Origin of the sequence: Streptomyces sp. NBC_00080, assembly GCF_045041255.1 — a bacterium.
In the GTDB taxonomy this organism is placed as follows: domain Bacteria; phylum Actinomycetota; class Actinomycetes; order Streptomycetales; family Streptomycetaceae; genus Streptomyces; species Streptomyces coriariae.
Map to the genome: position 1 here is coordinate 2,155,439 of NZ_CP108235.1, position 26,926 is coordinate 2,182,364.

The following is a 26,926-nucleotide window of genomic DNA, read 5'->3' on the forward strand; positions in this document are numbered from 1 at the left end:
GTCCGCCAACAGGGGTCTGCGCGAGGGAAGATGACCCGACGGCACCCCGGCGAGGCCCCCGGACCGCGACATGGAGACCGGCAAGTGGCTTCAGGCAGAAGGCTTCGCACCACGGTGCTGGTGACATGCGTCGTCGCCCTCCTCATCGCCCTGTCCCTGCTGTCCGTGGCACTGGGCGCGCTGAACGTCCCGCTCGACCAGGTGGTCCGCGCGGTCCTCGGCCATCCGCCCAACCGCCTCGTCGACAACGTCGTCTGGTCGGTGCGGGTCCCCCGCACTTTGCTGGGCCTGACGACGGGCGCCGCGCTCGGCCTGTCCGGCGCGCTGATGCAGGCCCTCACCCGCAACCCGCTCGCGGACCCCGGCATCCTCGGCGTCAGCGCCGGGGCGTCCTTCGCGATCGTGCTGGCGGTCGCGGTGTTCGGGGTCGGATCGCTCTACGGCTATGTGTGGTTCGCGTTCGGCGGAGCACTCGCCGCGAGCGTCCTGGTCTTCTCCCTGGGGCGGCTGGGCCGTTCCGGGGCCACGCCCGTGAAACTGGCGCTCGCCGGGGTCGCCGTCACCTCACTGCTGTCGTCGCTCACCAGCGCCGTGGTGCTGACCGACCAGGACGCCCTGGACCGCTACCGCTTCTGGTCGGCCGGCTCACTGGCCGACCAGGACTCCGGCGAACTGCTGCGCATCCTGCCCTTCCTCGCCGTCGGCGCCGTCCTCGCCCTGTCCTGCGCGCCCGCCCTCAACAGCATGGCCCTCGGCGACGACGTGGCCGCCTCGCTGGGCCGGCGGCTCGGCCCGGTCCGCCTCCAGGGGGTCACCGCGGTGATGCTGCTGACCGGCGCGTCGGTCGCCGTCATCGGTCCCGTGGTCTTCCTCGGTCTGGTCGTGCCGCACATCGCGCGGGTCCTCGCCCAGTACGCCGGGATCGGCCCCGACCACCGCTGGCTGCTGCCGCTGTCCGCCGCCCTCGCACCCGTACTGCTGCTGTCCGCCGACATCCTCGGCCGGACGCTGGCCCGGCCCACCGAGATCCAGGCCGGCGTCCTCGTCGCCTTCCTCGGCGGCCCGTTCTTCATCGCCCTGGTCCGCCGCCGTAAGCTCGCGGAGGTGTGAGCGTGCCCGCACAGCCCCCGGACACAGCACAGTCCCCGACACCAGCACAGTCGCCCACCCCAGCGCGGTCCCCGGCCACACCGGCCGTCCACGCTTCCCCCGCCGTCCCCCCGCACCCCGCGCTGCACGGCCGGCCGTTCCGGCTGGCCTTTCCCCCGGTCTCCGGCGTACTGCGCCCGCGCCTGGTACTGACCGGAGTGCTCGTCGCCGCCGGCGCGTTCCTGCTGTTCTGCCGGGGTCTCACCCTCGGCGACTACCCGGTGCCCTTCACCGACGTCGTCAGGGCGCTCGGCGGCGCGGGCGACCCCGGCACGGTCGTCGTCGTACAGGACCTGCGGCTGCCGCGCGCGCTGACCGGGCTGCTGGTCGGCATCGCGTTCGGCGTCTCGGGGGCCGTGTTCCAGACGATGACCCGCAACCCGCTGGCCAGCCCCGACATGATCGGGCTGACCGAGGGCGCCGGAACGGCCGTGGTGGCGGCCGTCGTTCTCGGCTGGACGGGCGGCCTCGGGCTGTCGACGCTGGGGCTGCTGGGCGCCCTGGCGACCGCGCTGGTCGTCTACGCGCTGGCGTGGAAGGGCGGGACCACCGGGTACCGCATCATCCTCGTCGGTATCGGCGTGTCCTGGATCTGCACCAGCGCCACCGACTTCCTCGTGGCGCGCGGCAGCCGGTTCCAGGCGCAGGAGGCCATCGGCTGGCTGGTCGGCAACCTCAACGGCCGGACCTGGGACCAGGTGGACTCGCTGGCCCTCGCCATGGCCGTGCTGCTGCCGGTCACCCTGGCCATGGGCCGCTGGATGCGTACCCTCCAGCTCGGCGACGACGTGGCCGCGGGGCTCGGCACGCCGGTCCAGCCGGTCCGGCTGGCCCTGCTGCTGGCCGGGGTGGGACTGGTCGCCTTCGGCACGGCGGCGGCCGGTCCGGTGGCCTTCGTGGCCCTGGCCTGTCCGCAGATCGCCCAGCGGCTGGCGGGCACCGCGTCGCCGCCCCCGATCGTCTCCGGTCTCACCGGCGCGTTGGTCGTCCTCGGCTCGGATCTCCTCGCCCGCGAGGCGATCCCCGGGACGGAACTGCCGGTCGGGATCGTCACCGGCGCCCTGGGCGCGCCGGTCCTGCTGTGGCTGCTCATCCGCGCCAACCGCGCGGGCTCTGGAGGCTGATCCCATGTCGACCACCGACCCTCGCACCCCGCGGCCGACCGAGCCGAAGACCGGCGGCGTCCTTCGACCGTCCGGCGCCGGCGTCCCCCTTCCGTCCGGCGCCGGCGCGCACGGCACGGACCCGGGTGCCGCTCATCCGCCGTCCGCCGGGCCGGAGTTGCGGGCCAGGAGCCTGCATCTCGCCTACGACGGACGGTCGGTGGTGGAGGATCTGGATCTCAGCGTGCCGACCGGCCGGATCACCGCCATCGTCGGGGCCAACGCCTGCGGCAAGTCCACCCTGTTGCGCGCGCTGGCCCGGCTGCTGGCACCGCGCCGGGGCGTCGTGGAACTGGACGGCGTGGCCCTGCGGTCCGTACCGACCCGCGAACTCGCGCGCACCCTGGGCATCCTGCCGCAGACGCCGGTGGCGCCGGAGGGGCTGACCGTCTTCGACCTGGTGGGCAGGGGCCGTTCACCGCACCAGACCTGGTGGCGGCAGTGGTCCGCGGCGGACGAGGAGGCCGTGCACGGGGCGCTGGCGGCGACCGGGCTGACCGACCTCGCCGACCGTCCGGTCGACGAGCTCTCCGGTGGTCAGCGGCAGCGCGCGTGGATCGCGATGGCGGTCGCCCAGGGCACCCCCGTCCTGCTCCTGGACGAACCGACGACCTATCTGGACCTCGCCCACCAGATCGACGTGCTGGACCTGATCACGGACCTCAACCGGCGTGAGGGACGCACGGTGGTGATGGTGCTGCACGACCTCAACCAGGCGTGCCGGTACGCCGATCACGTCATCGCGATGAAGGCGGGCCGCATCGTCGCCGAGGGCCCGCCCGCCGAGGTGGTCACCGAGGCCACCGTCGAGGACGTCTTCGACCTGCGCTGCCGGATCACCCCCGACCCGGTCAGCGGGACTCCGCTGGTCATCCCGCTGGGCCGGCACCACCACGACGGCGAGGTCCCGGCCGAGGACGCGAGGCCGGCGGCGATCGTCGACTGACCCGGCGACGGGTCCCCGCCCCGGCATGGCCGGGGACCCGTCCGGTACAGCCGTTCGCCCTTCGCCCTCCCGCCCCCGCTCGGGTTCCGGTCCAGGTCCTCAGGGCCGGACGTCAGGGACGGGACGTCAGATACCCGCCCATGGTGCGGAACCAGTCGGTGGCCGCGTACTCGGTGCCGTCGTCGGTGCGCACCCGCCGCACGAGGAGACCCCGGCAGCGGCCCGACCAGGACTCGGCGCCCGCCACCACGACGACGCCGTCCCCCTCCCGGATGAAGATCCGGCCCGGCGTGCCGCCGTAGCACCCCTGCGACACGGCCGCCGAGACGATCCTCAGCCGCTGACCCCGGTGGAAGGCGTACGCGTTCGGGTACGGGTCCGACTGGGCCCGTACGAGCCGTTCCAGCCGTTCCGCGGGCCAACTCCAGTCGATCCGGCTGTCCTCCGCCGACCGCTTGTGGAAGAAGCCGGCCCGGGCACGGTCCTGCGGCACCCACCGGCCGGCGTCCCGGCCGGAGGCGATCAGGTCGAGCGATTCCCGCACGATGGGCGCGATGAGGTCGACCGTCCGGTGGAACAGGTCGGTCGCCGTGTCGGTGGGCCCCACCGGCACCGAACGCTGCACCAGGACGTCCCCGGCGTCGAGTTCGGTGTTCATCCGGTGCGCGGTCACGCCGACGCGCGCCTCGCCGTTGATCAGCGCCCAGATGATCGGCGAGAAGCCCGCGTACGACGGCAGCAGCGAGTCGTGGATGTTGAGGGTGCCGTGCGGCGGCAGGTCGAACAGCTCGGGGGGCAGCCAGGTCCGCCAGTTGTTGGCGACGATGATGTCCGGCCGGGCGTCCGCCACCGCGGCCAGGAGTTCGGCGTCGTCGGGACGGTTGCGCAGCAGGACGGGTACGTCGTTCTTCTCGGCGAGTTCGGCGACGTTGTCGTCCCATATCTTCTCGTAGGCGTGCTCGCTCTTCGGATGGGTGACGACGAGGACGACCTCGTGGTCGGAGTCCAGCAGCGCCTGAAGCGTGCGGTGACCCCAGGTCTGGTAGCCGAGCATGACGACCCGCATGACGTCCTTCCCTTCAACGACTCATTGCAAGGTAAGCCTTACCTTATCTAGCATGGGCCTGCCTGAGGAGGCGATGCCAAGGTGAAGTCACCGCTCATGGGTACCGACGTCATCCACGACGTCATCGGAATCGGATTCGGTCCATCAAATCTCGCTCTGTCCATAGCGGTCGAGGAGCACAACACGGGCCTTCCGGCAGACCGCCGCCTCAACGCCCTGTTCCTGGAGCGCCAGCCGCGCTTCGGCTGGCACCGCGGCATGCTCATCGACGACGCCACCATGCAGGTGTCCTTCCTCAAGGACCTTGTCACCCTGCGCAATCCGACCAGCGACTACAGCTTCCTCTGCTTCCTGCGCGAGCGGGGCAGACTGATCGACTTCCTGAACCAGAAAACCCTCTTCCCGCTGCGGATGGAGTTCCACGAGTACTTCGAGTGGGCCGCCGCCCGGGTCTCCCACCTGGTCTCGTACGGCAGCGAGGTGGTCTGTGTCGACCCGGTGCGCGACGAGGACGGCGAGGTGGCCTTCTTCGACGTCACCTGCCGCGACACCGCGGGTTCCGGCGAGACCGTGACCCGCAGGACCCGCAACGTCAGCGTGGCCATGGGGCTGGAGCCGCATGTGCCGCCGGGTCTGGAACTCGCCGAACGCGTATGGCACAACAGTGAGTTGATCCCCCGCGCCACGCGACTGGGTGCGGCGGGTGAGCCGGTGCGGCGGGCCGTCGTGCTCGGCGCCGGCCAGAGCGCGGCCGAGGCGGTGGACTACCTGCACCGCACCTTCCCCGAGGCCGAGGTGTGCTCGGTCTTCGCCAAGTACGGCTACACCCCGGCCGACGACAGCCCGTTCGCGAACCGCATCTTCGACCCGGAGGCGGTCGACGTCTACTTCTCGGCGCCCTCCGAGGTCAAGCAGTCGCTGATCGACTATCACCGCTCCACCAACTACTCCGTTGTCGACATGGAGTTGATCGAGGCCCTGTACGCCACCTCGTACCGGGAGAAGGTGGCGGGCCGGGAGCGGCTGCGCTTCCTCAACGTCTCGCGGATCCGCGCCGTCGACCCCGGTACGGACGGCGGACTCGAGGTCGCCGTGGAGTTCCTGCCCACCGGTGAGCGGCAGGTGCTCGCCGCCGACGTGCTGGTGCTGGCCACGGGTTACCGGCCGCGCCATCTGGCGTCGCTGCTCGGCGAGGCGGCCAAGCTCTGCCTCCGGGACGACGGGGACGAGGTCCGTGTGGGCCGGGACCACCGGGTGGAGACCGTGCCGGAGGTGACGGCCGGCCTCTATCTCCAGGGCGGAACCGAGCACACCCACGGGCTGACCAGCACCCTGCTGTCGACCGTCGCCGTCCGGGCGGAGGAGGTCCACCGCTCCGTACTGGCCGGCCGGCCGACGGCCTGACCCCCCCGAACTCCCCGGGGCCGGAGGGTACGGTCCCTTCCGGGCCCGGGGTCCGTCCGGGCTGCCCGGTCTCGTTAGGATCTCCTGACCATGGACGTGCTCACGGGGAACGAGATGATCGCCGTCCCGCCGGGACAGGTGACGCTGTCGGACCGGCGGACGCAGCGCAGTTGGTCGGTCGAGCTCGCGCCCTACGAGCTCGCGGCAGGCCCGGTCACCCAGGCGTTGTACGCGCAGATCACAGGCCGGCGGCCGAGTACCGCCCAAGGGGACCGGCTGCCCGTCGAGTGCGTCTCCTGGTGGGAGGCGGCGAGGTTCTGCAACTCCCTGTCCCGGCGCGACGGGTGCACGCCCGCGTACCACTTCGGCGCCGACGACGAAGGGGCCGACGACGAAGGGATCGACGGCGAAGGGATCGAGTGGGACGCGTCCGCCGACGGGTACCGGCTGCCGACCGAAGCCGAATGGGAGCACGCGTGCCGTGCCGGTACGACCGGACCGCGCTACGGGGAACTCGACGAGATCGCCTGGTACCGCGGCAACTCGCACGAGCGCATCCACTCCGTGGGCGGCAAACACCCCAACCCATGGGGATTTCACGACATGCTCGGCAACGTCTGGGACTGGTGCTGGGACGTCTACGACGCCGAGGTCTACGGCACCTACCGGGTGCTCCGCGGCGGTGGCTGGTTCGACGAGCACTGGAGTTGCCGGGCCTCCGCGCGGCGCCGCAGCCACCCGACCTTCCAGGTCGACGACGTAGGTTTCCGCATCGCGCGATCCCTCGCGTGAGGACCGGTTCGCGTCAGCCCTCGCCCGCGGACGGAGCGGGCGGCGCGGGGGCCGCGCCGCCCGCTCCGCGCCTCAGTACGGTCCGTGGGTCCAGCGGCCGTCCGTCATCGTGGCGTGCACCGGCATCGCGCGCAGGACGTCCGGGCCGACCACCGACGGGTCCACGTCGACGACCACCAGGTCGGCCGGGTCGCCGACCCGGATGAGCCGGCGTCCGCGGGCCGCCGCGACCAGCGCGTCCTGGACGGACAGGCGCTGCTCCGGGTGCCAGGCGGGGCGTTCGTCGTCGGTCCGGCCGACGGCCGACGCGATGGCGAGCCACGGGTCGAGGGCCGAGACGGGGGCGTCGGAGCCGAACTCCAGCCGGGCCCCGGCGGCGAGCAGATCGGCGTAGGCGAAGGCGCGTCCGGTGCGTCCGGCCCAGTGCCGGTCCGCCACGTCACGGTCGTCCGTCGCGTGCCGGGGCTGCACCCCCGCCGTGACGCCCAGGCGGGCGAACCTCGGGATGTCCTCGGGGCTCAGCAGCTGCGCGTGTTCGATCCGGCCTCGGCAGCGCACCGCCTCGAAGGCGTCCAGGGCCAGCGTGTTGGCGTGGTCGCCGATGGCGTGCACCGCGGGTTCGATCCCGTGCGCGGCGGCCCGCCGCATGAGCCGCACCAGCTCGCGCGGTGACGTCTCCTCGATGCCGTGGGAACCGTCCGTGCCCTCCAGCCCCGGATAGGGATCACGGCACAGCGCGGTACGGGTGTTGAGCGAGCCGTCGGTGAAGAGCTTCAGCGGGCCCACCCGTACCGGGCCGCCGGGCGCGCCGACCTCGTCCCCCGTGCGCAGTCCCCGCTCGACGGCCGTGTCCAGGCGGCTCGGGTAGATCGCGGCCGACACCCGCACGGCCGGCCGGCCCGCGGCCGAGCGCCGCTCCCAGTCCGCGACCGTGTCGCCGAACTGGAAGTCGATGACACCGGTGACCCCGCGCGCGGCGGCCGCCTCGCAGGCCTCCGCGATCCAGCCGTCGACCACCGCGGCCGGCGCCTGGGGGAGCGCGGAGAGGACCTCGTGGCACTCGGTCTCCCTGACCAGGCCGGTGGGGTGGTCGCCGCGCCCGACGAGGGCGAGACCGGCCGAGTTCAGCCACGCGGCGTGCAGATCGGCGCTGACCAGGGCGACCGGCCGGTCGGGCAGGACGGCGTCGAGGAGCCGCTTGTGCGGGGCGTCGGGCCACAGGCCGTCCCGGAATCCGTATCCGAAGAGCACCGTGCCGTCGGGCGCCGCGCCACCGCGTTCCCGGACCAGGTCGGCCACCGCCCGCGCGGAGGCGGTCCCGGCCAGGTCCAGGCGGTGCCGGGCGCTCGCCCACTCCGCCATGTGGACGTGGGCGTCCCACAAACCGGGCAGCAGCACCCGTCCGTCCAGGTCGACGACCCGCCCGTCGTCGGCCTCCCCCGCCCGTCCCCCGGTCTCGGCCTCCGCGACGACATGGGTGACCCGGCCGTCCGCGATCCGCAGCCGGGTGAGCGGACCGCCGGCGCCGAGCCGCGCCCGGTCGAGCGTCAGCGCGGCGCTTGCGTGGTCCGCCATAGGAGCCTCCCTCTGCGACGGGCGTCTCGCGCCACCCCGGAACCACCCGCCAAGTAAAGTGAGCCTTACCTTATCCAATGATCGCTCTTCCGTCCCCTGTCCGGCGTCACCGAAGGAGCGGGTTGGGCAGCGGCAGATAGCGGGCGTCGGCGCCGTCCGCACCCGTCCAGCGCAGCAGCAGGTTCGTCTTGCCGGGCAGGGTGGGCGCGGTCAGCAGGGCGGCGGCCTCGGGAAGGTCGTGGCGGCCCAGTTCACGGCGTACGGCGGGCCAGGGGTCGAAGCCGGGGTGACGTTCGGCGAGCGCCGCCGCGACCTCCCACAGATGGTTCACCACCAGGCAGTAGACCAGGCGCTCCCAGCCGGCCGCCCGCTCCACCTCCGGCAGCAGTTTCACGCCCTCGGCGTCCCGGAACAGGGCCTGCACGGGGGTGCCGTCGGCGTCCACGGCGATGAGCGTGTTCTGAAGATGCGCCTCGAGGACGACACCGTGGTCGGCGAAGGCCGTCAGCGCCGGGGGGACGACGACGGCGAGATAGGCCTCCCACCAGGTGGCCGGGTCCGACGCGGCGGCCGGCGGGCTGCCGTCGAAGCCCTCCACGAGTCCCGCGGCGAGCAGCGGGGTCGTGCCGGGCGGCAGAGCGTCTTCCAGCCCGTCGCGGACCAGGACCGCGAGCGCCTCGAAGGCGAAGTCGGCGGTGCGGTATCCGCGGTCGCTCAGCCAGACCGCCGGGGCCGGGCCGCGCGCCGCGCGCCCGCCGCCCGCCGCGAAGGCCCGGACCACCGCCTCGTCGGTCCGTCGCAGTTTCAGCAGGTCGTGCCGCCACAGCCGGCGGATGTCGTTGGTGATGCGGACGTCGAGGCTGAACTTCAGACAGAGGTCCCGCTCCGGTGTGTAGACCGTCCGCACGGCGGCCGTCGGCCAGGCCTCGAAGCCGGTCGCGCCGAGCCGGACCAGGCGGCCGTCGGCGAAGGCCGGCGCGAGCTCCCGGCCGGCCAGCTCGAGCTGCCATGGGTGGGCGGGCAGCAGCCGGTAGCCGGGCGGGGCCGTGCCGAGGGCGTCCAGCGCGCGGGTGTCGCCCTCCTCGACGACCGCGTCCTCGCGCAGCCCCAGCAGGACCAGCGGAAAGCGCGCGTGGGCCTCCGGGGCGTACGGCAGCCAGCCGGCCGGCGGGCCGCCACCGCGCGCCTTGGGGGCGGGATGGTGGGGATGGCCGGTGAGCAGGGACTGCTCGGAGCGCAGATAGGGGCCGGGCGGCGGGGTGGCCCGCGCGCGTGCGGTGAGCATCGCGGCGACCACGTCCCTGCTGTCGCTCATCTCGGCGGGCAGTTCCCGGTTGGCCAGCCCGGTGTGCCCGCGCAACACCTCGGCGACCAGATCGACGAGCGCGGTATGACCGAGGCGGTGCCAGGCGCCCGCCGTGTACACCTCGGGCTCGGCGGGCCGCCGGGTGCCGCGCACGCGCAGCAGCCGGGCGCCGTCGGGCGACCCGTCGCCGGGCAGCCGGTACACCGACCGGCCGTCGCCGCCCGGTGGGCCGGGCAGCGGTTCGGCGACCTCCCGCAGCAGGCAGTTGAGCAGCGGCGCCGCCGCGTGGGCGTCGGCGCGCTCGGCGACGCCGTCGGCGGACGCCGCGGCCTCGGCGGGCGGGGGGATGAGGTCCACGCGATCCACTGGTTCCCTGGTTCCCTACGGTTCTTCCGGGCGGAGACGATCATTATCGCGTCGTCACAGCCTCTCCGTGACGTCGTACCCGCACCCTCAGGAGCCCACCCGTGCACCGTCCCCCCACCGCCGAGGCCGAGCTGGCCACGGAACTGGCCGCCGTACGCCCCTCTCTCGGCCCGCGGTACACGGCCGCGCTGCCCGGCGCGCGGGCGGCCGTGCTGACCCGGCTGTGGCGGGCGTTCGTCCACGAACCCCTGCCGTGGATCGCGCACCGCGGGGGATCCGGCCGGGAGAGCCTGCTGCGGCTGCGCGACGGCCGCCGTCTGCACGGCCCGCGCGCGGATCCGTACGCGACCACCGCCTATGTGACGGACGTACGGCTGGACGGCGTGGCGTACGACGATCCCGCGCGGCTGATGACGGAGCTGGCCGTGCCGCACGGCGCGGGCCTCGCCGCCGAACTCGGCCACAGTGTCGCGTCGCTGGCGCTGTCCCGGGCCGGGCAGGAACCCGGCCTCGCCTCCCTGCCGGACCCGGGCGAGTGGCCGGTGCACGACTGGGAGTGGGAGCAGCGGGTGGTGGACGGGCATCCGTACCATCCCAACTGCCGTGCGCGGCCGGGCTTCTCGGTGGCCGAGCAGTTGGCGTACGGACCCGAGCACCGGCCCTCGGTGCGGCTGGGGCTGCTGCCGGTGCCGGCCGACGAGTGCCTGGTGTCGGGCGAGTGGCCACGGGAACTGCGCGACGGAACGCGGCTGGTGATCCCGGTGCATCCGTGGCAGGCGGCGCACGTGCTCAAGCGGTCCTGCGAACAGGAGGCCGACGCGCATCCGCTGATGTCGCTGCGCACCCTCGCCCTCTGTGACGGCCCGCACGTCAAGACCGCGCTGAGCACCCGCCTCACCTCCTCCGTACGGGACATCTCCGTCGGCTCCATCGCCGCCTCCGCAGCCCTTTCGGCGTTCGCGGAGACCCTGACTCCGCACACGGACGGCTTGCTGCACATGACCCGCACCCTCGGCGCGGCCACCGCGAACTCCCCCGATCTGGCGGCCGTGTTCCGGGAGTCGCCGAGCGTGTTCGGGGCGCCCGGCGAACACGTCGTCCCGGTCGCCGCCCTCACCGGTACCGATCTTCCCGCCTCCCGGGCCTGGTTGGCGGAGTTCGCCCGTCTCGCGCTCACCGTCGGGCTGCGGCTGCTGGAGCTGGGCGTGGCGTTGGAGGCACACGGCCAGAACCTGCTGGTCGTGCTGTCGGCGTCGGGCGCCCCGCTGCGGCTGGTCTACCGCGATCTGGCCGACATCCGGGTCAGTCCGGCCCGACTGGCCCGGCACGGCATCCCGCTGCCGGACGAACTGCCCGAGCGGATCCGCACGGACGACGTGACCGCGCTGCGGCGCAAGCTGTTCGGCTCCCTGGTCGCGGGCGCGCTGGCCGCGACGGCGGGCAGCCGCCCGGTCCTGCGGGCGGCCCTGGAGGCGGCCGTCCGGGATCTCCCGCGTTCGCCGGACCTCGTGGCGTTGTGCGAGGAACCGCTTCCGGCAAAGGCGCTGACGCTGATGCGGCTGTCGGCGGGGGCGCCCGGGGACCAGTGGGCGCTGTTGCCCAACCCGCTGACCGGGGACGCACGTTGAGCGGCGACGAGCGCCGGCCGGGGACGAGGTTCGGCCCGGATGTCGAAACCGGTTCCCCCGCCGTTTTGTGGCCGGACGCCTCTGATCAATAGGATCCGCCGATGATCAGAACACAACGGCTGGCGGCGGGCGTCTGCGCCCTGCTCGCCGCGCTCACGGCGGGGATCGCGTTCCCGGCCGGGGCGGTCGCCGACGAGACCACCGCCACCGCGCCCAAGGTCGACCTGGTCCTCGACGTCAGCGGTTCGATGCGGACGAAGGACATGGACGGCGGGACGCGGATGGCCGCGGCCAAGCAGGCGTTCAACGAGGTGCTGGACGCGACCCCGGAGAACGTTCTCCTGGGCATCCGCACCCTGGGCGCCAACTACCCCGGCGACGACCAGAAAACGGGCTGCAAGGACACCGCGCAGCTCTACCCGGTCGGCCCGCTGGACCGGACCGAGGCCAAGACCGCGGTGGCGACCCTGTCGCCGACCGGCTGGACGCCGATAGGCCCGGCCCTGCTGAAGGCCGCCGACGATCTCGACGGCGGCACCGGCTCCAAGCGCATCGTGCTGATCAGTGACGGCGAGGACACCTGCGCTCCGCTCGACCCGTGCGAGGTGGCCCGTGAGATCGCGGCGAAGGGCATCGGCCTGACGATCGACACGCTCGGCCTGGTGCCCAACGTCAAGATGCGTCAGCAGCTCAGCTGCATCGCCGAGGCGACCGGCGGCACCTACACCTCGGTGGAGCACACCGACGAACTCACCGACCGGGTCAACCAGTTGGTCGACCGGGCCGCCGACCCCGTGGTGACGCCGGTCGCCACCGAGGGCGCGGCCTCCTGTTCCGCGGCCCCGGCCCTGAAGTCCGGGCTGTACACCGACCGCGAGGAGTTCGGCCAGGAGCGCTGGTACAAGGTCGACGTCGAGCCGGGCCAGGAGCTGCGCGCCTCGGTGAGCGTGTCGGCGGACCGGGCCATGAACCCCGACTACGGGGTGCTGCTGCGGGCGGTCACGGTGCACGGCCGGGAGATCGTGCGCGGCGAGGCGGCCGGCAACGGCCGTACCGACGTCATCTCGACCGGTCTGCGCTACCCGAAGGCGGAGAGCGACGAGGACGAGGCGCCCGCCGAGACGGTGTGCGTGCAGGTCACCAACTCCTACTCGGCGGCCTCGGGGGTGAAGACCACGCCGGGCATGCCGCTGGAGCTGACCGTGGACGTGGTCGACGGCCCCTCGCAGGCGAGCGACGTGGCCTCCTTCGGTCTCGGCCGCGGCTGGTGGCTGCTGGGTGTCCTGGTGCTGTTCGGCTTCCTCGCGGGTGTGCTGTGGGGCTGGGTGTCCCGCTGGCGGGTCGCGGTCTGGAGGACCAACTGATGCGTATCACACGTGTGTTGAGCAACACCCTGCTGGCACTGGGACCGGTGCTCGGGCTGGCGCTCGGACCGGCGGCCGCACCGGCCGCGGCCGACTCCACCCCGTCGGCGAGCCCGTCCGACGACAGCTCCGCGCCGACCGAGGCGGGCACCTCGTTCCGTACGGCGACGGAGATCGACCAGGGCCAGACGGCGACGGCGAGCGGGTCGGCGGGCGACTACCTCTACTGGTCGTTCCCGGCGGACTCCGGGCAACGCCCCACCGTCAAGGCGACGGTGAAGCTGCCTCAGGCCCACACCACGCAGACCTGGCAGGTCGACGTGTACGACGGTCTGCGGCGCCGTCAGGCGTGCCAGTACGGCGCCCAGACGCGCACCGCCGGCCAGGGCACGGCCTCGGTGGAGCTGACCTGCGTGCTGCGCACGGTCCGCGCCTGGTCGGAGCCGTGGGCCGACGACCCGCTGCCGGGCACGTACTACGTCCGGCTGACGGCCCTCGACCTCAAGGCGGCCGACCTCGGTCTGCCGGTCGGCACGGAACTGCGGGTGGACTCCAAGGACATCGGGGGCGCCGCGGCCGTCGACGGCTCGCTGGCGAAGCCGCTGGTCCCGGGCATCGCCGTCACGTCCCGGGCCAAGGAGGAGGATGCCGATGACTCGTCGGCCACGGCCGTGCTGTCGAGCATCGAGCCGGACGACGGCTGGGCGTCCGGCTGGTGGTCCGACCGCTGGGTGTGGACCGCGATCGGCGCGGTGCTGGCCGCCCTCGCCGGGATCGGCGGATACACGCTGACCCGGGGGTCGGGACGCCCGCGGCACGTACCGCCGGTCGCCTGACGCTCATGTGACGCCTCATCGGAAGGCCTGCCGCGGTACAGCGGCGGGCCTTCCGTCATGCGCTGCGCCGCCGTCCGTGACGCCCTCCCCGGCGCCCGGCCTCAGGCCTCCCGCAGCGCTTTGGCCAGGGTGCCGTCGCCGCCGACCTCGATCCGTCCGGCCCGCACGGCGTCGAGCACGCCCAACTCGCCCTGGGCGACGGACGTGCAGGTGTCCGTGTCGAGGACGAGTCGCGCGTCGGGCTCCCCGGGCACGGGCCCGTCGCCGTACACCGGACCGTCCTGCGCGCCGACGTCCAGGTGGAAGACCCCTTCGTCGAGCCGGACTTCGACGAGCCCCGCGCTCCCGGACACCTCGCCGTCGAGCCTGCGCAGCAGAGGCAGCGCGAACCAGTGCGCACGGAGGGCGTCGGTGGGCCGCCGCTCACCGAGTTCGCCTTCACCCCACTCGCCCAGGGCCTGCAGGACGGGCAGCAACCCCCGGCCGCGTCCGGTGAGTTCGTACACATAGGCCGCGCCCGGCGGGGGCAGCCGGCGCCGGGTGGTCAGCCCGTCCCGCTCCATGTCCTTCAGCCGTGAGGCGAGCACGTCCGTGCTCACCCCCGGCAGATCGGCGTGCAGGTCCGTGTAACGGCGCGGGCCGGCGAGCAGCTCCCGGACGATCAGCAAGGTCCAGCGGTCGCCGACGGTGTCGAGCGCACGGGCGGCGGAACAGTACTGGTCGTAGCTTCGGCGAGGTGACATGGCACGCAGTCTAGACATGTCGTTGGACTTTCCAAGCTGGAACTTGGTAAAACCAAGCAACACACGAACCGGAGGGGCGAGCGCGCATGGAGTTCCGGCAGTCGAACAAGCTGAGCGAGGTCTGTTACGAGATCCGCGGCCCGGTGATCGAGCAGGCCGACGCGCTGGAGGCGGCGGGCCACAGCGTGCTGCGCCTGAACACCGGCAACCCCGCGGCCTTCGGCTTCGAGGCGCCGGAGGAGATCCTCCAGGACATGATCCGGATGCTCCCCCGGGCGCACGGCTACACGGACTCGCGGGGCGTCCTCTCCGCCCGCCGCGCCGTGGCCCAGCGCTACCAGGAGCGGGGTCTGGAGGTCGGCGTCGACGACGTCTTCCTCGGCAACGGCGTTTCGGAGCTGGTCTCCATGGCCGTACAGGCCCTGGTCGAGGACGGTGACGAGGTCCTGATCCCGGCCCCGGACTTCCCCCTCTGGACGGCGGTCACCACCCTCGCGGGCGGCAAGGCGGTCCACTACCTCTGCGACGAGCAGGCCGAGTGGTACCCGGACCTGGACGACATGGCGTCCAAGATCACCGACCGCACCAAGGCCGTCGTCATCATCAACCCCAACAACCCCACCGGCGCGGTCTACCCGAAGGAGATCATCGAGGGCATCCTCGACCTGGCCCGCCGGCACGGTCTGATGGTCTTCGCCGACGAGATCTACGACCAGATCCTCTACGACGACGCCGTCCACCACTCGGCCGCCGCGCTCGCGCCCGACCTGGTGGTCCTGACGTTCTGCGGCCTGTCCAAGACGTACCGGGTGGCGGGTTTCCGCTCGGGCTGGCTCGTGGTGACCGGCCCCAGGCAGCACGCCAAGGACTACCTGGAGGGCCTCACCATGCTGGCCTCCATGCGCCTGTGCGCCAACGCCCCCGCCCAGTACGCCATCCAGGCGGCGCTCGGCGGCCGCCAGTCCATCCACGAGCTGACGGTGCCGGGCGGCAGGCTCTACGACCAGCGCGAGACGGCCTGGGAGAAGCTCAACGAGATCCCGGGCGTGTCGTGCGTGAAGCCCAAGGGCGCGCTGTACGCGTTCCCGCGCATCGACCCCAAGGTGCACCCGATCCACGACGACGAGAAGTTCGTCCTGGACCTCCTCCTGAGGGAGAAGATCCAGGTCGTGCAGGGCACCGGCTTCAACTGGCCGACCCCCGACCACTTCCGCATCCTCACCCTGCCGCACGCGGACGACCTGGAGGCGGCGATCGGCCGGATCGGGCGGTTCCTGAGCGGGTACCGGCAGTAGGTAGGCGTCGGGGGCGCCCATCGATTCGAAGGAGACCACCAGAATCGACCAGGGCACGAACGGGACCAGCACGGAGACACACCGGCCGGCGGCGATCCGGTGCCATCGGTCGACGAGCTGCTCCTTGTCCGGCCGGTCGTCCACGGGTACGCCGTTGTTCTCCAGCGCCGTGAGCAACGCGTCGACCCGCTTTTCGCACACGCTCCGCCGCACGAGGCGCACAACGGGAATCAGGCACACCCCGGTGCCCGGCACACGACGGTGCCCCTGCCACTGCATCGCGATCCAGAAGGCCTCGAAAGACGTCCGTAACCCCAGTAGAGGACGGCTTCCCAGAACTGAGTGTTCGTCATGACCGGCAGGGTGACAGAGAGGGGACGGCAACGGCACTCGGTCGAGCGCGACCTCGCACCTCACCGTCTTGGTGCAGGGTCGCCCCCCGTCGCTCCCCAGTGGCCGGCAGGACCTCGACGAGGAGAAGACCCCGGCCCGACTCCGCGTCGGGGGCCGGTGGTTCGAGCGTTCCCGAAGTGGGGGACGACAGCCTGATCGACGCCTCGCGGCGCAGGGGCCGTCGGCGTACGCGAAACGCCTCGCTCCTGATCGGAGAGGAGTGATCCCGGCATCCGGCCGAGGGAGGCGGTCCTGTGCGGAATCGGCCGGCCGGCCCAGCCCGGCCTGCGGGCCTCGAAAACCTGTGTCACGGTGCTGGGAGGCACGGCAGGAAGGGGCACGCGCGCGTGGGCGACCTGTTTCTCGTGCGGCACGGGGAGACCGAATGGTCCCGCTCGGGCCGGCACACCGGAACGACGGACGTGCCCCTCACCGACCGCGGCCGGGACGAGGCACGACGGCTGGTGCCGCTGATCCGTGCGCAGCGGATCGGGGCCGCGTTCGTCAGCCCTGCGCAGCGCGCGCGGGAGACGGCGGAGCTGATCGGACTGCGCGAGTTCCAGGTGGACGCCGGCCTGCGGGAGTGGGACTACGGCGGCTACGAGGGCATCACGACGGCCGAGATCCAGCGGACCCGACCGGACTGGTTCCTGTTCACGGACGGGGTCGCGCCCGGCCCGCCCGACCGTCCCGGGGAGACGCCCGAGCAGGTCGGCGAGCGGGCCGACCAAGTGCTGGCCCAGGTCGACGCGGCGCACACCGACGCCGGGCAAGGCGTCGTGCTGGTGGCGCACGGACACTTCCTGCGGGTGCTGACCGCCCGCAGACTCGGACTGCCCGCTTCGGCCGGAGCGCTGTTCCAGCTGGCGACGGGGACACTGTGCCGGCTGGGCACGGAGCACGGGCGGCCGGTGATCACCGCCTGGAATGTCAGACCCGGGCCGTAGCCTTCGATGAAACCCCCACCGGGGCGGCACGCGAAGGGAGCACGCCGTGACACGACCGCCGTCCGCCGCCCAGCGGCGTGTGATCGACGCCGCCGACCCGGTCACCGGGCGGCTGCGCGGCACCCGGACACAGCTGGCGGCACTGGTACGGCACGGGCTCGCCTTCCGGCACCCGCGCCCGCCGCACGACCACTTCCTGACACCGGCGGGGCACCGGACCCGAGAGGCCGTACCGGCGCCCGGCACCCGACCGCCCGAAGCCGCCACGGCAGGCACAGCGGCAGGCTCTCCGCAGGCCGCTGCCGAGCCGCCGACCGCGGACACCGGCGTCTTCGCCGCGCGCGTCGGCGGCGAGCAGGACATCGGGCCGGCCGGCGCTCCCGCCCGGACCCGCGAGGTGCACAGCGCCTGGCAGGGCCTGCTCGAACTGCGCCGGATGACCAACCCGGACGGAGGCACGGACCGGCCGTGCGGCTGGGAGCGCACCCACCTCGTGCGGGCCGCCGCGCTGGCCCTGGAGGCGGCCGGCCACCGTCCCGCCGACCCACGGGGCACCGACGGCTACCGGGTACGGGCGACCCCGCAGCCGGAGGCGGTCGCCGTGCACGGACCGGACGACACGACCCTGCGGGCCTGCGCGGCCACCCTGGAGAAGGCGGGCTGGCAGGCCGGCGAGCACACCGATCCCCGCACGCGAGCTCGCTATCTGCTGGCCTCCCCACGCCGGGTGTGAGGGACATGCCAAGATCAATGGGCAGGGCACCGACATCGAGAAAGCGAGAAGGGGACACCGTGAGCGAGCCGTTCTCCGTCCGGATCACCGTACGCGGATACGAGACCGACGTGCAGGGGCACCTCAACCAGAGCGTGTACATCAACTACGCGGAGCACGCCCGCTGGTCACTGCTCCAGGCCGCGGGCATCACCCAGGCCGGCCTGCTCGCCAAGGGGGTGGGCCCGGTAGCCCTGGAGACGACCATCCGCTACCAGCGCGAACTGCTGGCGGGCGACGAGGTCGACGTGACCTGCGTCTTCGAGTGGGGCGGCGGCAAGACGTTCCGGATCCGGCAGACCATCAGCAAGGCGGACGGCACGGTGTCCGCCCAGCTCTCCTCGGTCGGCGGACTGCTGGACCTCAAGGAGCGCCGGATGGTGGCCGACCCGACGGCCTACTTCAAGGAACTGGCCGCGGATCCCGGCCTGTTCGGGCTGTAGCTCACACCGGCTCCGCTCACACCGGCTCCGTTTCCCGCTCGGTGTCGTAGGCCGCCCGCGCCTCGGCGATACAGACCCTGTTGCGCTCGGCCCAGTTCGTCAGACGTTGCAGGGTCTCGTGCAACTCCGTTGCCATCTGGGTCAGTTCGTACTCGACCTTGGGCGGCACCGTCGGGTGCACCGTGCGGGTGACCACACGGACGACCTGCTCGACGGGGGCGCACCACTCCTGCCGGCCACGGCGGAGGGCTGCCAGCCGGCATTCCGGGTCGCTGCGGTGATCGCGGTGACGGCACTGGCCCTTGCGGCAGCGACCCTCCGGACGAGGCGACCGGAGGGTGACAGGAGCTGAGCGACCCTGCCGAGGCCCGCCGGAGCAGGCCTCGGGGCGGAAACCCACCGGAGCGAAGACCGTCCCCGCCGAAGGCCCGAGCGTCCGGCGGGGCGAGGGTCCAGTGGGGGGCGGGTGAGCGGCGGGCCCGGTCGCTCCGCCGCCCCCCGAGGGTCATGCCGTGCCGAAGGCCTCTCGGTGGTCCCGGGCCCACTCGCGGTAGGTCCGGGCCGGACGCCCCAGGAGTTCCCGCACGTCCTCGGTGACGACGGCGTTCCCGCCTCGGCGGACGTACGCGGAGCCCCGCGCGATTCCGTCCGCGGCGGCCTCGTCCTGCCCCCGGCCGAGGAGATGCTCGCGCACCTCGTCCGGGGCCAGGTCGTGTGTCGTCACCGGCCGGCCGAGGACCTCCGTGAGGACGGCGGCCTGGCCGGGCACGCTGATGGTCTCCGGGCCGGTCAGCGTGTACGTCCGCCCCGCCCACCGCTCGTCGAGGAGGGCCACGGCCGCCGCCTCGGACACGTCCCGCGGGTCGACGACGCCCTGGAGCCCGTCGCCGCTCAGGTTGGGCACCGGCTCACCGGCGCCGATCGCCTGCGCCCAACCGAGCGTGTTCGAGGCGAAGGAGGAGGGCCGGAGCACCACCCATGGGGCCCCGCTCTCCCGGACGGCCCGCTCGCCGGCGACATGCCACTCCCCACTCGGGCCCACCTCGGGATCCCCGGTGGCGATCGCGGACAGCTTGACCAGCCGTCCCACGCCCGCGGCCCGCGCCGCCGCCACCAGGGCGCCGTCGTGGCTCACGGACGGTCCTGGCAGGCCCACCAGGAAGGCTGCCGTCACCGCGGACATCGCCGCCTCCAGGGAGGACCGGTCGAGGTAGTCCCCACGTGCCACCTCGACCTCCGGAGGCAGCTGCGACCTCGCCGGGTCGCGGGTCAGGGCACGCACCTTCTCGCCGCGCGCGACCAGGTGTCGTACGAGTTCGCTGCCGATGGTGCCCGTGGCACCGGTCACAAGAATCATGTCGACCACGCTGACGTCCGCCCGCGCCGCGGCTCTAGGAAATTCCGGCACGCTTCGGCCGCCCGGGGGGACCGGGGACGCGCTTACCGTGGAGGCGTGACGAACAGCCCCGCGCTTCCGGCAGATCCGTCGTCCCCGTCCGAGCGGGCCCTGCCCGTCCCCTCCGCGCTGCGCCCGTGGTTCACCGGCATCGGGGCGGTCACCGTCGACGGCCCCTTCGACGACGCCTTCGCGCACGTGCCGGACACGGACACGAAGGTGGTCGTCCGCGAGGAGGGCAACGGCCGCCGCGACACCGTGGTGGTGGGCCCGCGCACCCGTGCCTCGTACCACACGGACCTGCACAAGCGATCGGTGTCTTGTGTCCAACTGCGTCTGGAACCAGGGGTGGTGGGCCCGCTGTTCGGCGTGGCGGCGGTGGACCTCGTCGGCCGGGTCGTCCCGCTCGGCGACCTGCCGACCGGGACGGCTCGACGCCTCGCCCGCGAGCTGACCGGGGGCGAGCGGGACCAGATCACGGCACGTCTGGCCGACCTGCTCCCGCCCGCCGCGGACGGCTCGCGCGAACGACTGCTGCGGGCCGCCGTCGACGCCCTGTCGACCCGCCCGTACCGCACCCCCGCCCCCGTACGCGAAGTGGCCCGCGAACTCGCCGTCAGCGAACGCCAGTTGCGCAACCTGTTCGCCGCGGGCGTGGGTGTCTCCCCCAAGCACTACGCCCGTATCGACCGACTGCGCCACGTCCTCACCCACGCGGCCACCGCCCCGTGGGCCGAACTCGCCGCCGCCACCGGCTACTACGACCAGTCGCACATGACGGCCGACTTCCGCACTCTGATGGGTGTCCCGCCGGGTGCGTTCTTCACCGGGCGGCTGCCCCGGGCCACACCCTGCCAGACGCTCCGGCAGCGGTGAATTCGGATGCGGAGAGCCGCGCGGACCTGCGATGCTCCGGTCCCATGGCCGTACGACGCGTGAAACCCAGCCTCTACATCTCCGTCGACGTCGAGGCGGACGGTCCGATCCCGGGACCGTACTCGTTGCTGAGCCTGGGCGCGGCGGTCGCCGGGCGGCAGGATGCCGACGGGTTCACCGCGGCCGACCCCACCCGGCAGACCTTCTACCGTGAACTACGGCCGATCAGCGACGAGTTCGTCCCCGAGGCGCTGGCCGTGAGCGGGCTCGACCGCGATCGTCTGGTCCGGGAAGGGCTCGAACCCACCCTGGCACTGACCCGGTTCACCCGCTGGGTGCGCGAGGTGAGCGGCGATGCCCAGCCGGTGATGTGCGGCTACCCGGCTTCGTACGACTGGACGTTCTTGTACTGGTACCTGATCCGCTTCGCCGGGGAGAGCCCCTTCGGGCACTCCGGCTGCCTCGACATGAAGACGCTGTACGCCACCAAGGCGGGGCTGCCGTTGCGGGCGGTGGCGAAGCGGACGATGCCGGCCCATCTGCTGCCGAGGCGTCCTCACACGCATCACGCGCTGGACGACGCCGTCGAACAGGCCGAGTTGCTCGCGAACCTCATGGCGTGGCCGGGGCCCGGGACGCCCCGGTGATCTCCTCCCCCGCCTCCATCGGGTGGGTCACGTCCGCCGCGTTCCGCCCCTGGCCGACGTGGTTGAAGACCAGGTTGAGCAGCACGGCGGCCAGGCAGCCCGTGGAGATGCCGGAGTCCAGGACGATCTTCGCCGTCTCCGGGAAGGCGTGGTAGAAGTCCGGCGCGGTGATCGGGATGATGCCGACGGCCAGGGAGACGGCGACGATCAGGACGTTGTTGTCCTTCTCCAGGCCGGCCCGGACCAGGGTCTGGATGCCGCTGGCGGCGACCGACCCGAACAGGACGACGCCCGCGCCGCCGAGGACCGGACGGGGTACGACGGCGATGAGTGAGGCGGCCATCGGGCACAGGCCCATCAGGACGAGGAAGCCGCCGCCGGTGGCGACGACATAGCGGCTGCGGATCCTCGTCATCGCGACCAGCCCGATGTTCTGGGCGAAGGCGCTGCACATGAAGCCGTTGAAGACGGGGCTGAGTGCCGAGCCCAGGGTGTCGGCGCGCAGGCCGGCCGCGATGGTCCGCTCGTCCGCCGGGCGTTCGACGATCTCGCCCAACGCCAGCATGTCCGCGGTGGATTCGGTCATCGAGACCACCATCACCACGCACATCGACAGGATCGCCGCGAGCTGGAACTGCGGGGCGCCGAAGTGGAAGGGGGTGGGGAAGCCGATGACGTCCGCGTCGGCCACCGGGCCGAAGTCCGTGACGCCGAAGGGGATCGCGACGAGCGTGCCGGCGAGCAGCCCGAGCAGTACGGCGATCTGTTTGACGAAGCCGCGCGTGAAGCGGCGCAGGAGCAGCACGATCAGGAGGGTCGTCGCCGCCAGGCCCAGGTTCGTCGTCGAACCGTAGTCCGGTGCCGCGGGGGCGGGACCCTGCGCCCAGCCGAAGGCGACGGGGAGCAGGGAGACGCCGATCAGGGTGATCACCGTCCCGGTGACGACCGGCGGGAAGAAGCGGACCGCCTTGCAGAAGACGGGCGCCGCGAGAAAGCCCAGCAGACCGGCGACGATCACCGCGCCGAAGATGACGGGCAGGGCGTCCCGCTTGTCGTCCGTGGAGGCCACGATCGCCGTCATGGGCGCGACCCCGGCGAAGGTGACGCCGTTGACGAAAGGAAGACGGGCGCCGATCTTCCAGACGCCGAGGGTCTGGAGGAAGGTGGCGAGGCCTGCCGTGAACAGGCAGGCGCCGGTGAGGAAGGTGAGTTCGGTGCCGGTGAGGCCTACGGCCGCGCCGACTATCAGGGGCGGGGCGACGACTCCCGCGTACATGGCGGCCACGTGCTGAAGGCCGCTCGTCGCCATTCTCAGTGCGGGGAGTTTCTCGTCGACGGGGTGGTCGACTGCATGCGGGGACACGGCGGCTCTCCTCCGGTCGGGTACACGTCGGCTCTGACGCGGGTGTCAGGGAGGTGGTGCGGCGGTGCGGAAGTACCTGGAAGCCGGAGGTACTCGGAAACGGGGACGGTGGGGAACCGTTCCGGGGCACGCGCGTTCCACGCGCGCCCCGGCCACGGCTACCGGTCGAGGGCCGTCCCCCTCGACCGGAGTTCGGTGCCCGCAGGGACCGAGTCCCTTACGGGGCAGGCGGGTTCAGCCCTGTGCGACGATGCGCGCCAGCCGCTGAGCCTCTTCCCGCGTCGAGCGGGCGATCGCGTCCTCGTCGGCGTGCAACAGGCGTCCGTCCTGCACGATCTGACGGCCGTTCACGAAGGAGGCGGTGACGGGGGCGGCCGCGCCGAAGACCAGGGCGGTCACCGGGTCGGCGATGGAGGCGTGGGCGAGGGTGTCCAGCTTCCACAGCACCAGGTCGGCCAGCTTGCCCGGCTCCAGCGAGCCGATCTGCGAGGCGCGGCCCAGGACCCGGGCGCCCCCGTGGGTGCCGAGGCGCAGCGCCTGACGGGCGTTCAGGGCGGCCTCGCGATGAGCGCCGAGCCGATTGATGAGCAGGGCGTTGCGCAGCTCGGTGTGGAGTTCGCCGGACTCGTTGGAGGCCGTGCCGTCGACGCCGAGGCCGACCGGGACGCCGGCCTTCAGCATGTCGGGGACCCGGGCGATGCCGGCCGCCAGCCGTGCGTTGGACGACGGGCAGTGGGCGACGCCCGTCCCCGTCCGGGCGAAGGCGTCGATGTCGGAGTCGTTCATGTGGACGCAGTGGGCCATCCACACGTCCTCGCCGAGCCAGCCGGTGGACTCGAAGTAGTCGGTCGGGCCCATGCCGAAAAGCTCGTGGCAGAACTTCTCCTCCTCGACCGTCTCCGAGCCGTGGGTGTGCAGACGCACACCGAGTCGGCGGGCCAACTCGGCGCCCTGCCGCATCAGTTCGGTGGACACGGAGAAGGGCGAACAGGGAGCGACGGCGACCTGGGTCATCGCGTCGAAGGAGGCGTCGTGGTGCTGCCGGACGGTCTCCTCGGTGGCGGCGAGGGCGCCCTCCAGGGTCTCGACGGCGAAGTCCGGGGGCAGCCCGCCGTCCTTCTCGCTGCGGTCCATGGAACCGCGGGCGAGGGTGAAGCGGACGCCCATGTCGCGGGCGGCGCCGATGATCGCGCCGGACAGGTCGCCGGAGCCCTTCGGGAAGACGTAGTGGTGGTCCATGGCGGTGGTGACGCCGCCGCGGGCCATCATCGCCAGCGAGCCCTGGGCGGCCGCGCGGACCATCTGCTCGTCGATACGCGCCCAGGTGGGGTAGAGGGCGACGAGCCAGTCGAAGAGGTTGTGGTCGGTGGCCAGGCCCCGGGTGATCCACTGGTAGAAGTGGTGGTGGGTGTTGACCAGGCCCGGGGTGACCAGGTGCCCGGTGGCGTCGATGCGGCGCTCGACGTTCTCCAGGCCGTCCGGGGCCCGGCCCGCGCCGAGCGACTCGATCCGGTTGCCGACGAGAACGACGTAACCGTTTGCGTACTCGGTGTCCTGAGCGTCGACGGTCGCGATCGAACAGTTCTCGATGACGGTGCGCCGGTCTGCTGCCATGGTGTCGTCCTTTTCACTCAGTGGACTCTGGTGGAGAGGGCACGGCAGGACCCTGGGGAGTTTGAGTGCCGTGGCCGGTGAGGCGCGGGCTCGCCGGCCACGGGTGCCGAAAAAGGGAGCGGTTCAGGAGTTGTTCAGAGGTTGGTGAGGTCCACCGGGATCTTCGCCTCGCAGCCGTCCCGCAGCACGGTGGCCTCGATCAGACCGTAGGGACGGTCGGCGGCGTAGTAGACGGCTCCGTCGGCGGTGTCGTTCTTCAGCCCGAACGGCTTCAGGTCCACCAGGAAGTGGTGCTTGTTGGGGAGCGAGAAGCGGACCTCGTCGATCTCGCCGCGGTGGTCGATGATCCGAGCGCCCATGGCGTACAGGGTCTGCTGCAGGGAGAGGGAGTACGTCTGCGCGAAGGCCAGCAGCATGTGCTCCTTGACCCGGGCGTACGACTCCTCCCAGTCCGGCGCCTGCTGGGCGTCGTCGGACCAGTTGAAGCGCCAGCGGCTGGACACCTCGGTCGCCAGGATGCGGTCGTACGCCTCGGGCAGCGTCGTGTACTCGTCCTTGACGTAGCCCCAGAACTCGGAGTTCGTCGAGTTCATGACGGTCAGGTCCTTGAGCCCGGAGACGACCTCCCAGGCGGAGCCGTCGTAGGTGATCTGGGCGAGGCGGGTCTCCTGGCCCCGGCGGACGAAGGAGTGTTCGTCCTCGCCGGGCGTCACGATCCGCTCCCAGCTGTACTCCTCGATGCGGATCCGCGCGGTCCTGATCGGTTCCTGCGAGGTCACGAAGTGGCGGGCGAGGTGGATGCCGAACTGCTCGGCGGACTCGATGCCGTGCTCCTTGGCGAACGCGTACACCGTGTTCTTGGTGGTGTCGGTCGGCAGCACGTTGGCGTTCGAGCCGGAGTAGTGGACCTCGTCCATGTCGCCGCTGAGCGACACGGAGACGTTGAGGTCCTTGATGTGGTGTGTGGTGCCGTCCCGCGTGATCTTGACGACTCGGTTCTCGGCCTTGCCGTACTGGTTCTGTCCCAGGTAGGTGGGCATCTAGCTAGCTCCCTCGGTAAACGGAGTAGCCGAACGGGTTGAGCAGCAGCGGTACGTGGTAGTGCTCGCCGGGCACGACGGCGAAGGTGATCGCCACCTCCGGGAAGAACACTGCTGTGGGACCGCTGTCCCGATTCGCGGGGGCGTCCTGCTGCGCATCGGCTTGCTTCTTCTCGGATCGCTCGAAATACGCCTCCACGGCGAAGTCGAGCCGTACATGGGTGGTCCCCTCCGGCAGTGCCGGCAGGTCCTTGCAGCGGCCGTCCGCGTCGGTCGCGGAACCGCCGAGCGCCCGCCAGTCCGCCTCCTGCCCGTGCCGGGCACCCCGGCCCGAGCGGGCAGAGAGGTGGACGGCGACTCCCGCGGCGGGTCGGCCGACGGAGGTGTCCAGGATGTGGGTGGACACCGATGCGGTGCTGCTGGTGCTCATGGGGTGTGTCAGTCCTCTTCGACGAGTCGGGCGAGGCGGATACGGTTGATCTTGCCCAGTTCGACGCGGACGATCTCCCGTTCCTGCTCCGGCGCGTTGCCGATCCGCTCCTTGACCGCGTCGCGCATCTGCTCGCCGGTGCGACCGGTGGCACAGATCAGGAAGACATGGCCGAACCTCTCCTGGTAGGCCAGGTTCAGTTCGAGCATCTCGGCCTTGAGCTCCTCGGAGGCGCCGGCCATGCCGCGCTGTTCACGGGCCGAGGCCGGGTCGCCTGGCTTCGGACGGCCGATCGGCGGGTGCCCGGCCATCGCCTCCGCCAGGTCCGTGGCGGTCAGGCCGGCCATGGCGGCGTCGCTGGCGGTGCAGAGGTCGGCGACGGTGGCGTAGGGGCGGGCCGCGAGCAGTCGGGTGGCCCACGCCGTGGAGGCGCACGCCTCGTGGAGCGCGGCGCGGGCCACGGACTCCTCGAGGTCGTTGAACCGGGCCAGGCCCGGGGGTGGGGAAGTCGAAGTCACGGGAGCCTCCGTGGCCGCGGGACGGCCTTCGTGCTTGAGCGGGCTGCGGCCAGCTAACGCCTGTCCGCGACATCGCGTCAACACTTTGTTGAAAATTCCGGGTAACGAAACCCGTCCGTCCCCCACCGGCCCGCCACCGGCCCGCACCGGGCCCGCCATCCGCCCCCGATCGACCCGGGAGACTCTCCCCAGGAGGCCGCTCAGGCCTCTTTCTCCCGGTTGAGATAGTTGTAGACCGTGAAGCGGCTCACCCCGAGCGCGCTCGCCACGGTCTCCACGCCGTGCCGTACGGAGAAGGCGCCGCGCGCCTCGAGTATCCGTACGACCTCCTGCTTGGCCTTGCGGTCCAGGTCGGCGAGCGGTCTGCCCTTCCTGCGCTCCATGGCGGCGAGGATGTGATCGAGGGAGTCGGCGAGCTGGGGCAGGCGTACGGCGACGGCGTCGGCACCCTCCCAGGCCAGGACGACGTCGTCGGCGCCGGCCTCGTCCGGCGGGATCATCTCCCCGCCCATCGCGTCGATCAGCGGCTTCACGGCCGCGATGAAGGCTTCGTCTCCGGAGGTGCTCACACGCCCTCCCCGACGACATCGCCGCCCGTGCCCCGGTCCGCGTCCCCGAGGACGTTGACCTGGAGCGAGATGCGGGTGGCGCCCGCGCCGAGGGACTTGCGCAGCAGGGCGTCCACGGCGGCGAGCACGGCCTCGGCGGCCCCCTCCGCGGTGTTGCCGAACGGCCCGACGTCCACCGTGTCCAGGTCGGCCGCCTCGATCACCTCACGGGCGACCAGCGCGTGCGCGGGCGCCTCGTCGAGGTCGAAGGGCTCGGTGGTGAACTCCACTTTCAGTCGCATCGCG

At 72.3% G+C, this 26,926-nt stretch carries 26 protein-coding genes and 1 pseudogene; 14 read left to right on the forward strand and 13 right to left on the reverse strand.

What is annotated here, in order from left to right; translation table 11 throughout:
- The first annotated feature begins 84 nt into the window (after positions 1-84).
- The 3 genes from OHU34_RS09465 to OHU34_RS09475 all read left to right on the forward strand — a co-directional run bounded on the left by OHU34_RS09465 (position 85) and on the right by OHU34_RS09475 (position 3,258).
- Positions 85-1,110, forward strand: a complete 1,026-nt coding sequence (locus OHU34_RS09465) for an iron ABC transporter permease (RefSeq protein WP_200839849.1) — start codon at positions 85-87, stop codon at positions 1,108-1,110.
- 122 nt (positions 1,111-1,232) lie between these two features.
- Positions 1,233-2,273 carry a FecCD family ABC transporter permease gene (locus OHU34_RS09470; RefSeq protein WP_405772218.1) on the forward strand — a complete coding sequence of 347 codons (1,041 nt, stop codon included), beginning with the start codon at positions 1,233-1,235 and terminating at the stop codon, positions 2,271-2,273.
- Between the two features lie 4 nt (positions 2,274-2,277).
- A complete protein-coding gene (locus OHU34_RS09475) occupies positions 2,278-3,258 on the forward strand; it encodes an ABC transporter ATP-binding protein (RefSeq protein WP_230194277.1) in 981 nt (326 codons plus the stop codon).
- Positions 3,259-3,370: 112 nt separating this feature from the next.
- On the opposite strand, the gene OHU34_RS09480 is transcribed toward OHU34_RS09475, so the two are convergent.
- Positions 3,371-4,324, reverse strand: a complete 954-nt coding sequence (locus OHU34_RS09480) for a methionyl-tRNA formyltransferase (protein WP_142266818.1) — start codon at positions 4,322-4,324, stop codon at positions 3,371-3,373.
- A gap of 96 nt (positions 4,325-4,420) precedes the next feature.
- Here OHU34_RS09480 and OHU34_RS09485 point away from each other — a divergent pair, with 96 nt between their 5' ends.
- On the forward strand, positions 4,421-5,728 hold the full coding sequence (locus OHU34_RS09485) for a lysine N(6)-hydroxylase/L-ornithine N(5)-oxygenase family protein (protein WP_405765818.1): 1,308 nt from the start codon (positions 4,421-4,423) through the stop codon (positions 5,726-5,728).
- 90 nt (positions 5,729-5,818) lie between these two features.
- On the forward strand, positions 5,819-6,520 hold the full coding sequence (locus OHU34_RS09490) for an SUMF1/EgtB/PvdO family nonheme iron enzyme (protein WP_142266816.1): 702 nt from the start codon (positions 5,819-5,821) through the stop codon (positions 6,518-6,520).
- A gap of 72 nt (positions 6,521-6,592) precedes the next feature.
- Here the strand turns inward: OHU34_RS09490 and OHU34_RS09495 are convergent, their stop codons facing one another.
- The gene (locus tag OHU34_RS09495; RefSeq protein ID WP_142266815.1) at positions 6,593-8,095 is read right to left on the reverse strand and encodes an amidohydrolase; all 1,503 of its coding nucleotides are present in this window, start codon (positions 8,093-8,095) and stop codon (positions 6,593-6,595) included.
- A gap of 106 nt (positions 8,096-8,201) precedes the next feature.
- A complete protein-coding gene (locus OHU34_RS09500; RefSeq protein WP_142266814.1) occupies positions 8,202-9,767 on the reverse strand; it encodes an IucA/IucC family siderophore biosynthesis protein in 1,566 nt (521 codons plus the stop codon).
- A 101-nt stretch (positions 9,768-9,868) separates the two neighbouring features.
- On the opposite strand from OHU34_RS09500, the gene OHU34_RS09505 reads away from it, so the two are divergent.
- The 3 genes from OHU34_RS09505 to OHU34_RS09515 all read left to right on the forward strand — a co-directional run bounded on the left by OHU34_RS09505 (position 9,869) and on the right by OHU34_RS09515 (position 13,595).
- Positions 9,869-11,395, forward strand: coding sequence for an IucA/IucC family protein (locus OHU34_RS09505; protein WP_405765821.1), 1,527 nt, complete (start codon positions 9,869-9,871; stop codon positions 11,393-11,395).
- A gap of 101 nt (positions 11,396-11,496) precedes the next feature.
- A complete protein-coding gene (locus OHU34_RS09510) occupies positions 11,497-12,759 on the forward strand; it encodes a VWA domain-containing protein (protein WP_142266812.1) in 1,263 nt (420 codons plus the stop codon).
- The gene (locus OHU34_RS09515; protein ID WP_142266811.1) at positions 12,759-13,595 is read left to right on the forward strand and encodes a hypothetical protein; all 837 of its coding nucleotides are present in this window, start codon (positions 12,759-12,761) and stop codon (positions 13,593-13,595) included. The genes OHU34_RS09510 and OHU34_RS09515 overlap by 1 nt, the downstream gene beginning before the upstream one ends.
- 101 nt (positions 13,596-13,696) lie before the next feature.
- On the opposite strand, the gene OHU34_RS09520 is transcribed toward OHU34_RS09515, so the two are convergent.
- Complete coding sequence (locus OHU34_RS09520) at positions 13,697-14,338, reverse strand: helix-turn-helix domain-containing protein (protein WP_142266810.1); 642 nt, start codon at positions 14,336-14,338, stop codon at positions 13,697-13,699.
- Positions 14,339-14,424: 86 nt separating this feature from the next.
- Between OHU34_RS09520 and OHU34_RS09525 the strand changes: the two genes are divergently transcribed.
- From OHU34_RS09525 to OHU34_RS09540, 4 genes are all read left to right on the forward strand, one after another.
- Complete coding sequence (locus OHU34_RS09525; protein ID WP_054243135.1) at positions 14,425-15,633, forward strand: pyridoxal phosphate-dependent aminotransferase; 1,209 nt, start codon at positions 14,425-14,427, stop codon at positions 15,631-15,633.
- 740 nt (positions 15,634-16,373) lie between these two features.
- Positions 16,374-16,973 carry a histidine phosphatase family protein gene (locus tag OHU34_RS09530; RefSeq protein ID WP_142266809.1) on the forward strand — a complete coding sequence of 200 codons (600 nt, stop codon included), beginning with the start codon at positions 16,374-16,376 and terminating at the stop codon, positions 16,971-16,973.
- A 46-nt stretch (positions 16,974-17,019) separates the two neighbouring features.
- A complete protein-coding gene (locus tag OHU34_RS09535) occupies positions 17,020-17,706 on the forward strand; it encodes a hypothetical protein (RefSeq protein ID WP_405765825.1) in 687 nt (228 codons plus the stop codon).
- A gap of 59 nt (positions 17,707-17,765) precedes the next feature.
- Positions 17,766-18,188 (forward strand): thioesterase family protein, encoded by a 423-nt coding sequence (locus OHU34_RS09540; protein WP_020125454.1) that lies wholly within the window; start codon positions 17,766-17,768, stop codon positions 18,186-18,188.
- A 16-nt stretch (positions 18,189-18,204) separates the two neighbouring features.
- Here OHU34_RS09540 and OHU34_RS09545 read toward each other — a convergent pair.
- Positions 18,205-18,384 (reverse strand): annotated as a pseudogene (locus OHU34_RS09545) (winged helix-turn-helix transcriptional regulator); the annotation flags it as partial.
- Between the two features lie 309 nt (positions 18,385-18,693).
- Entirely contained in the window at positions 18,694-19,545 is an 852-nt protein-coding gene (locus OHU34_RS09550) for an NAD(P)H-binding protein (protein WP_372481688.1), read from the reverse strand.
- A 96-nt stretch (positions 19,546-19,641) separates the two neighbouring features.
- Here OHU34_RS09550 and OHU34_RS09555 point away from each other — a divergent pair, with 96 nt between their 5' ends.
- Positions 19,642-20,460, forward strand: coding sequence for an AraC family transcriptional regulator (locus OHU34_RS09555; RefSeq protein ID WP_142266807.1), 819 nt, complete (start codon positions 19,642-19,644; stop codon positions 20,458-20,460).
- Between the two features lie 44 nt (positions 20,461-20,504).
- On the forward strand, positions 20,505-21,107 hold the full coding sequence (locus OHU34_RS09560) for a 3'-5' exoribonuclease domain-containing protein (RefSeq protein ID WP_230194284.1): 603 nt from the start codon (positions 20,505-20,507) through the stop codon (positions 21,105-21,107).
- Here the strand turns inward: OHU34_RS09560 and OHU34_RS09565 are convergent.
- From OHU34_RS09565 to OHU34_RS09595, 7 genes are all read right to left on the reverse strand, one after another.
- The gene (locus OHU34_RS09565; RefSeq protein ID WP_230194294.1) at positions 21,073-22,416 is read right to left on the reverse strand and encodes a nucleobase:cation symporter-2 family protein; all 1,344 of its coding nucleotides are present in this window, start codon (positions 22,414-22,416) and stop codon (positions 21,073-21,075) included. The genes OHU34_RS09560 and OHU34_RS09565 overlap by 35 nt on opposite strands.
- Before the next feature lie 288 nt (positions 22,417-22,704).
- Positions 22,705-24,084: an 8-oxoguanine deaminase gene (locus OHU34_RS09570; protein WP_142266805.1), complete on the reverse strand. Its 1,380-nt coding sequence runs from the start codon at positions 24,082-24,084 to the stop codon at positions 22,705-22,707.
- 134 nt (positions 24,085-24,218) lie between these two features.
- On the reverse strand, positions 24,219-25,124 hold the full coding sequence (gene pucL, locus OHU34_RS09575; protein ID WP_142266804.1) for a factor-independent urate hydroxylase: 906 nt from the start codon (positions 25,122-25,124) through the stop codon (positions 24,219-24,221).
- Positions 25,125-25,128: 4 nt separating this feature from the next.
- Positions 25,129-25,554, reverse strand: coding sequence for a hydroxyisourate hydrolase (uraH, locus tag OHU34_RS09580; RefSeq protein ID WP_142266803.1), 426 nt, complete (start codon positions 25,552-25,554; stop codon positions 25,129-25,131).
- Between the two features lie 8 nt (positions 25,555-25,562).
- Positions 25,563-26,072 carry a 2-oxo-4-hydroxy-4-carboxy-5-ureidoimidazoline decarboxylase gene (gene uraD / locus OHU34_RS09585; RefSeq protein WP_142266802.1) on the reverse strand — a complete coding sequence of 170 codons (510 nt, stop codon included), beginning with the start codon at positions 26,070-26,072 and terminating at the stop codon, positions 25,563-25,565.
- 200 nt (positions 26,073-26,272) lie between these two features.
- Positions 26,273-26,641 (reverse strand): helix-turn-helix domain-containing protein, encoded by a 369-nt coding sequence (locus OHU34_RS09590; protein ID WP_020125443.1) that lies wholly within the window; start codon positions 26,639-26,641, stop codon positions 26,273-26,275.
- A complete protein-coding gene (locus OHU34_RS09595) occupies positions 26,638-26,922 on the reverse strand; it encodes a hypothetical protein (protein WP_142266801.1) in 285 nt (94 codons plus the stop codon). The genes OHU34_RS09590 and OHU34_RS09595 overlap by 4 nt, the downstream gene beginning before the upstream one ends.
- Between the last annotated feature and the right edge of the window lie 4 nt (positions 26,923-26,926).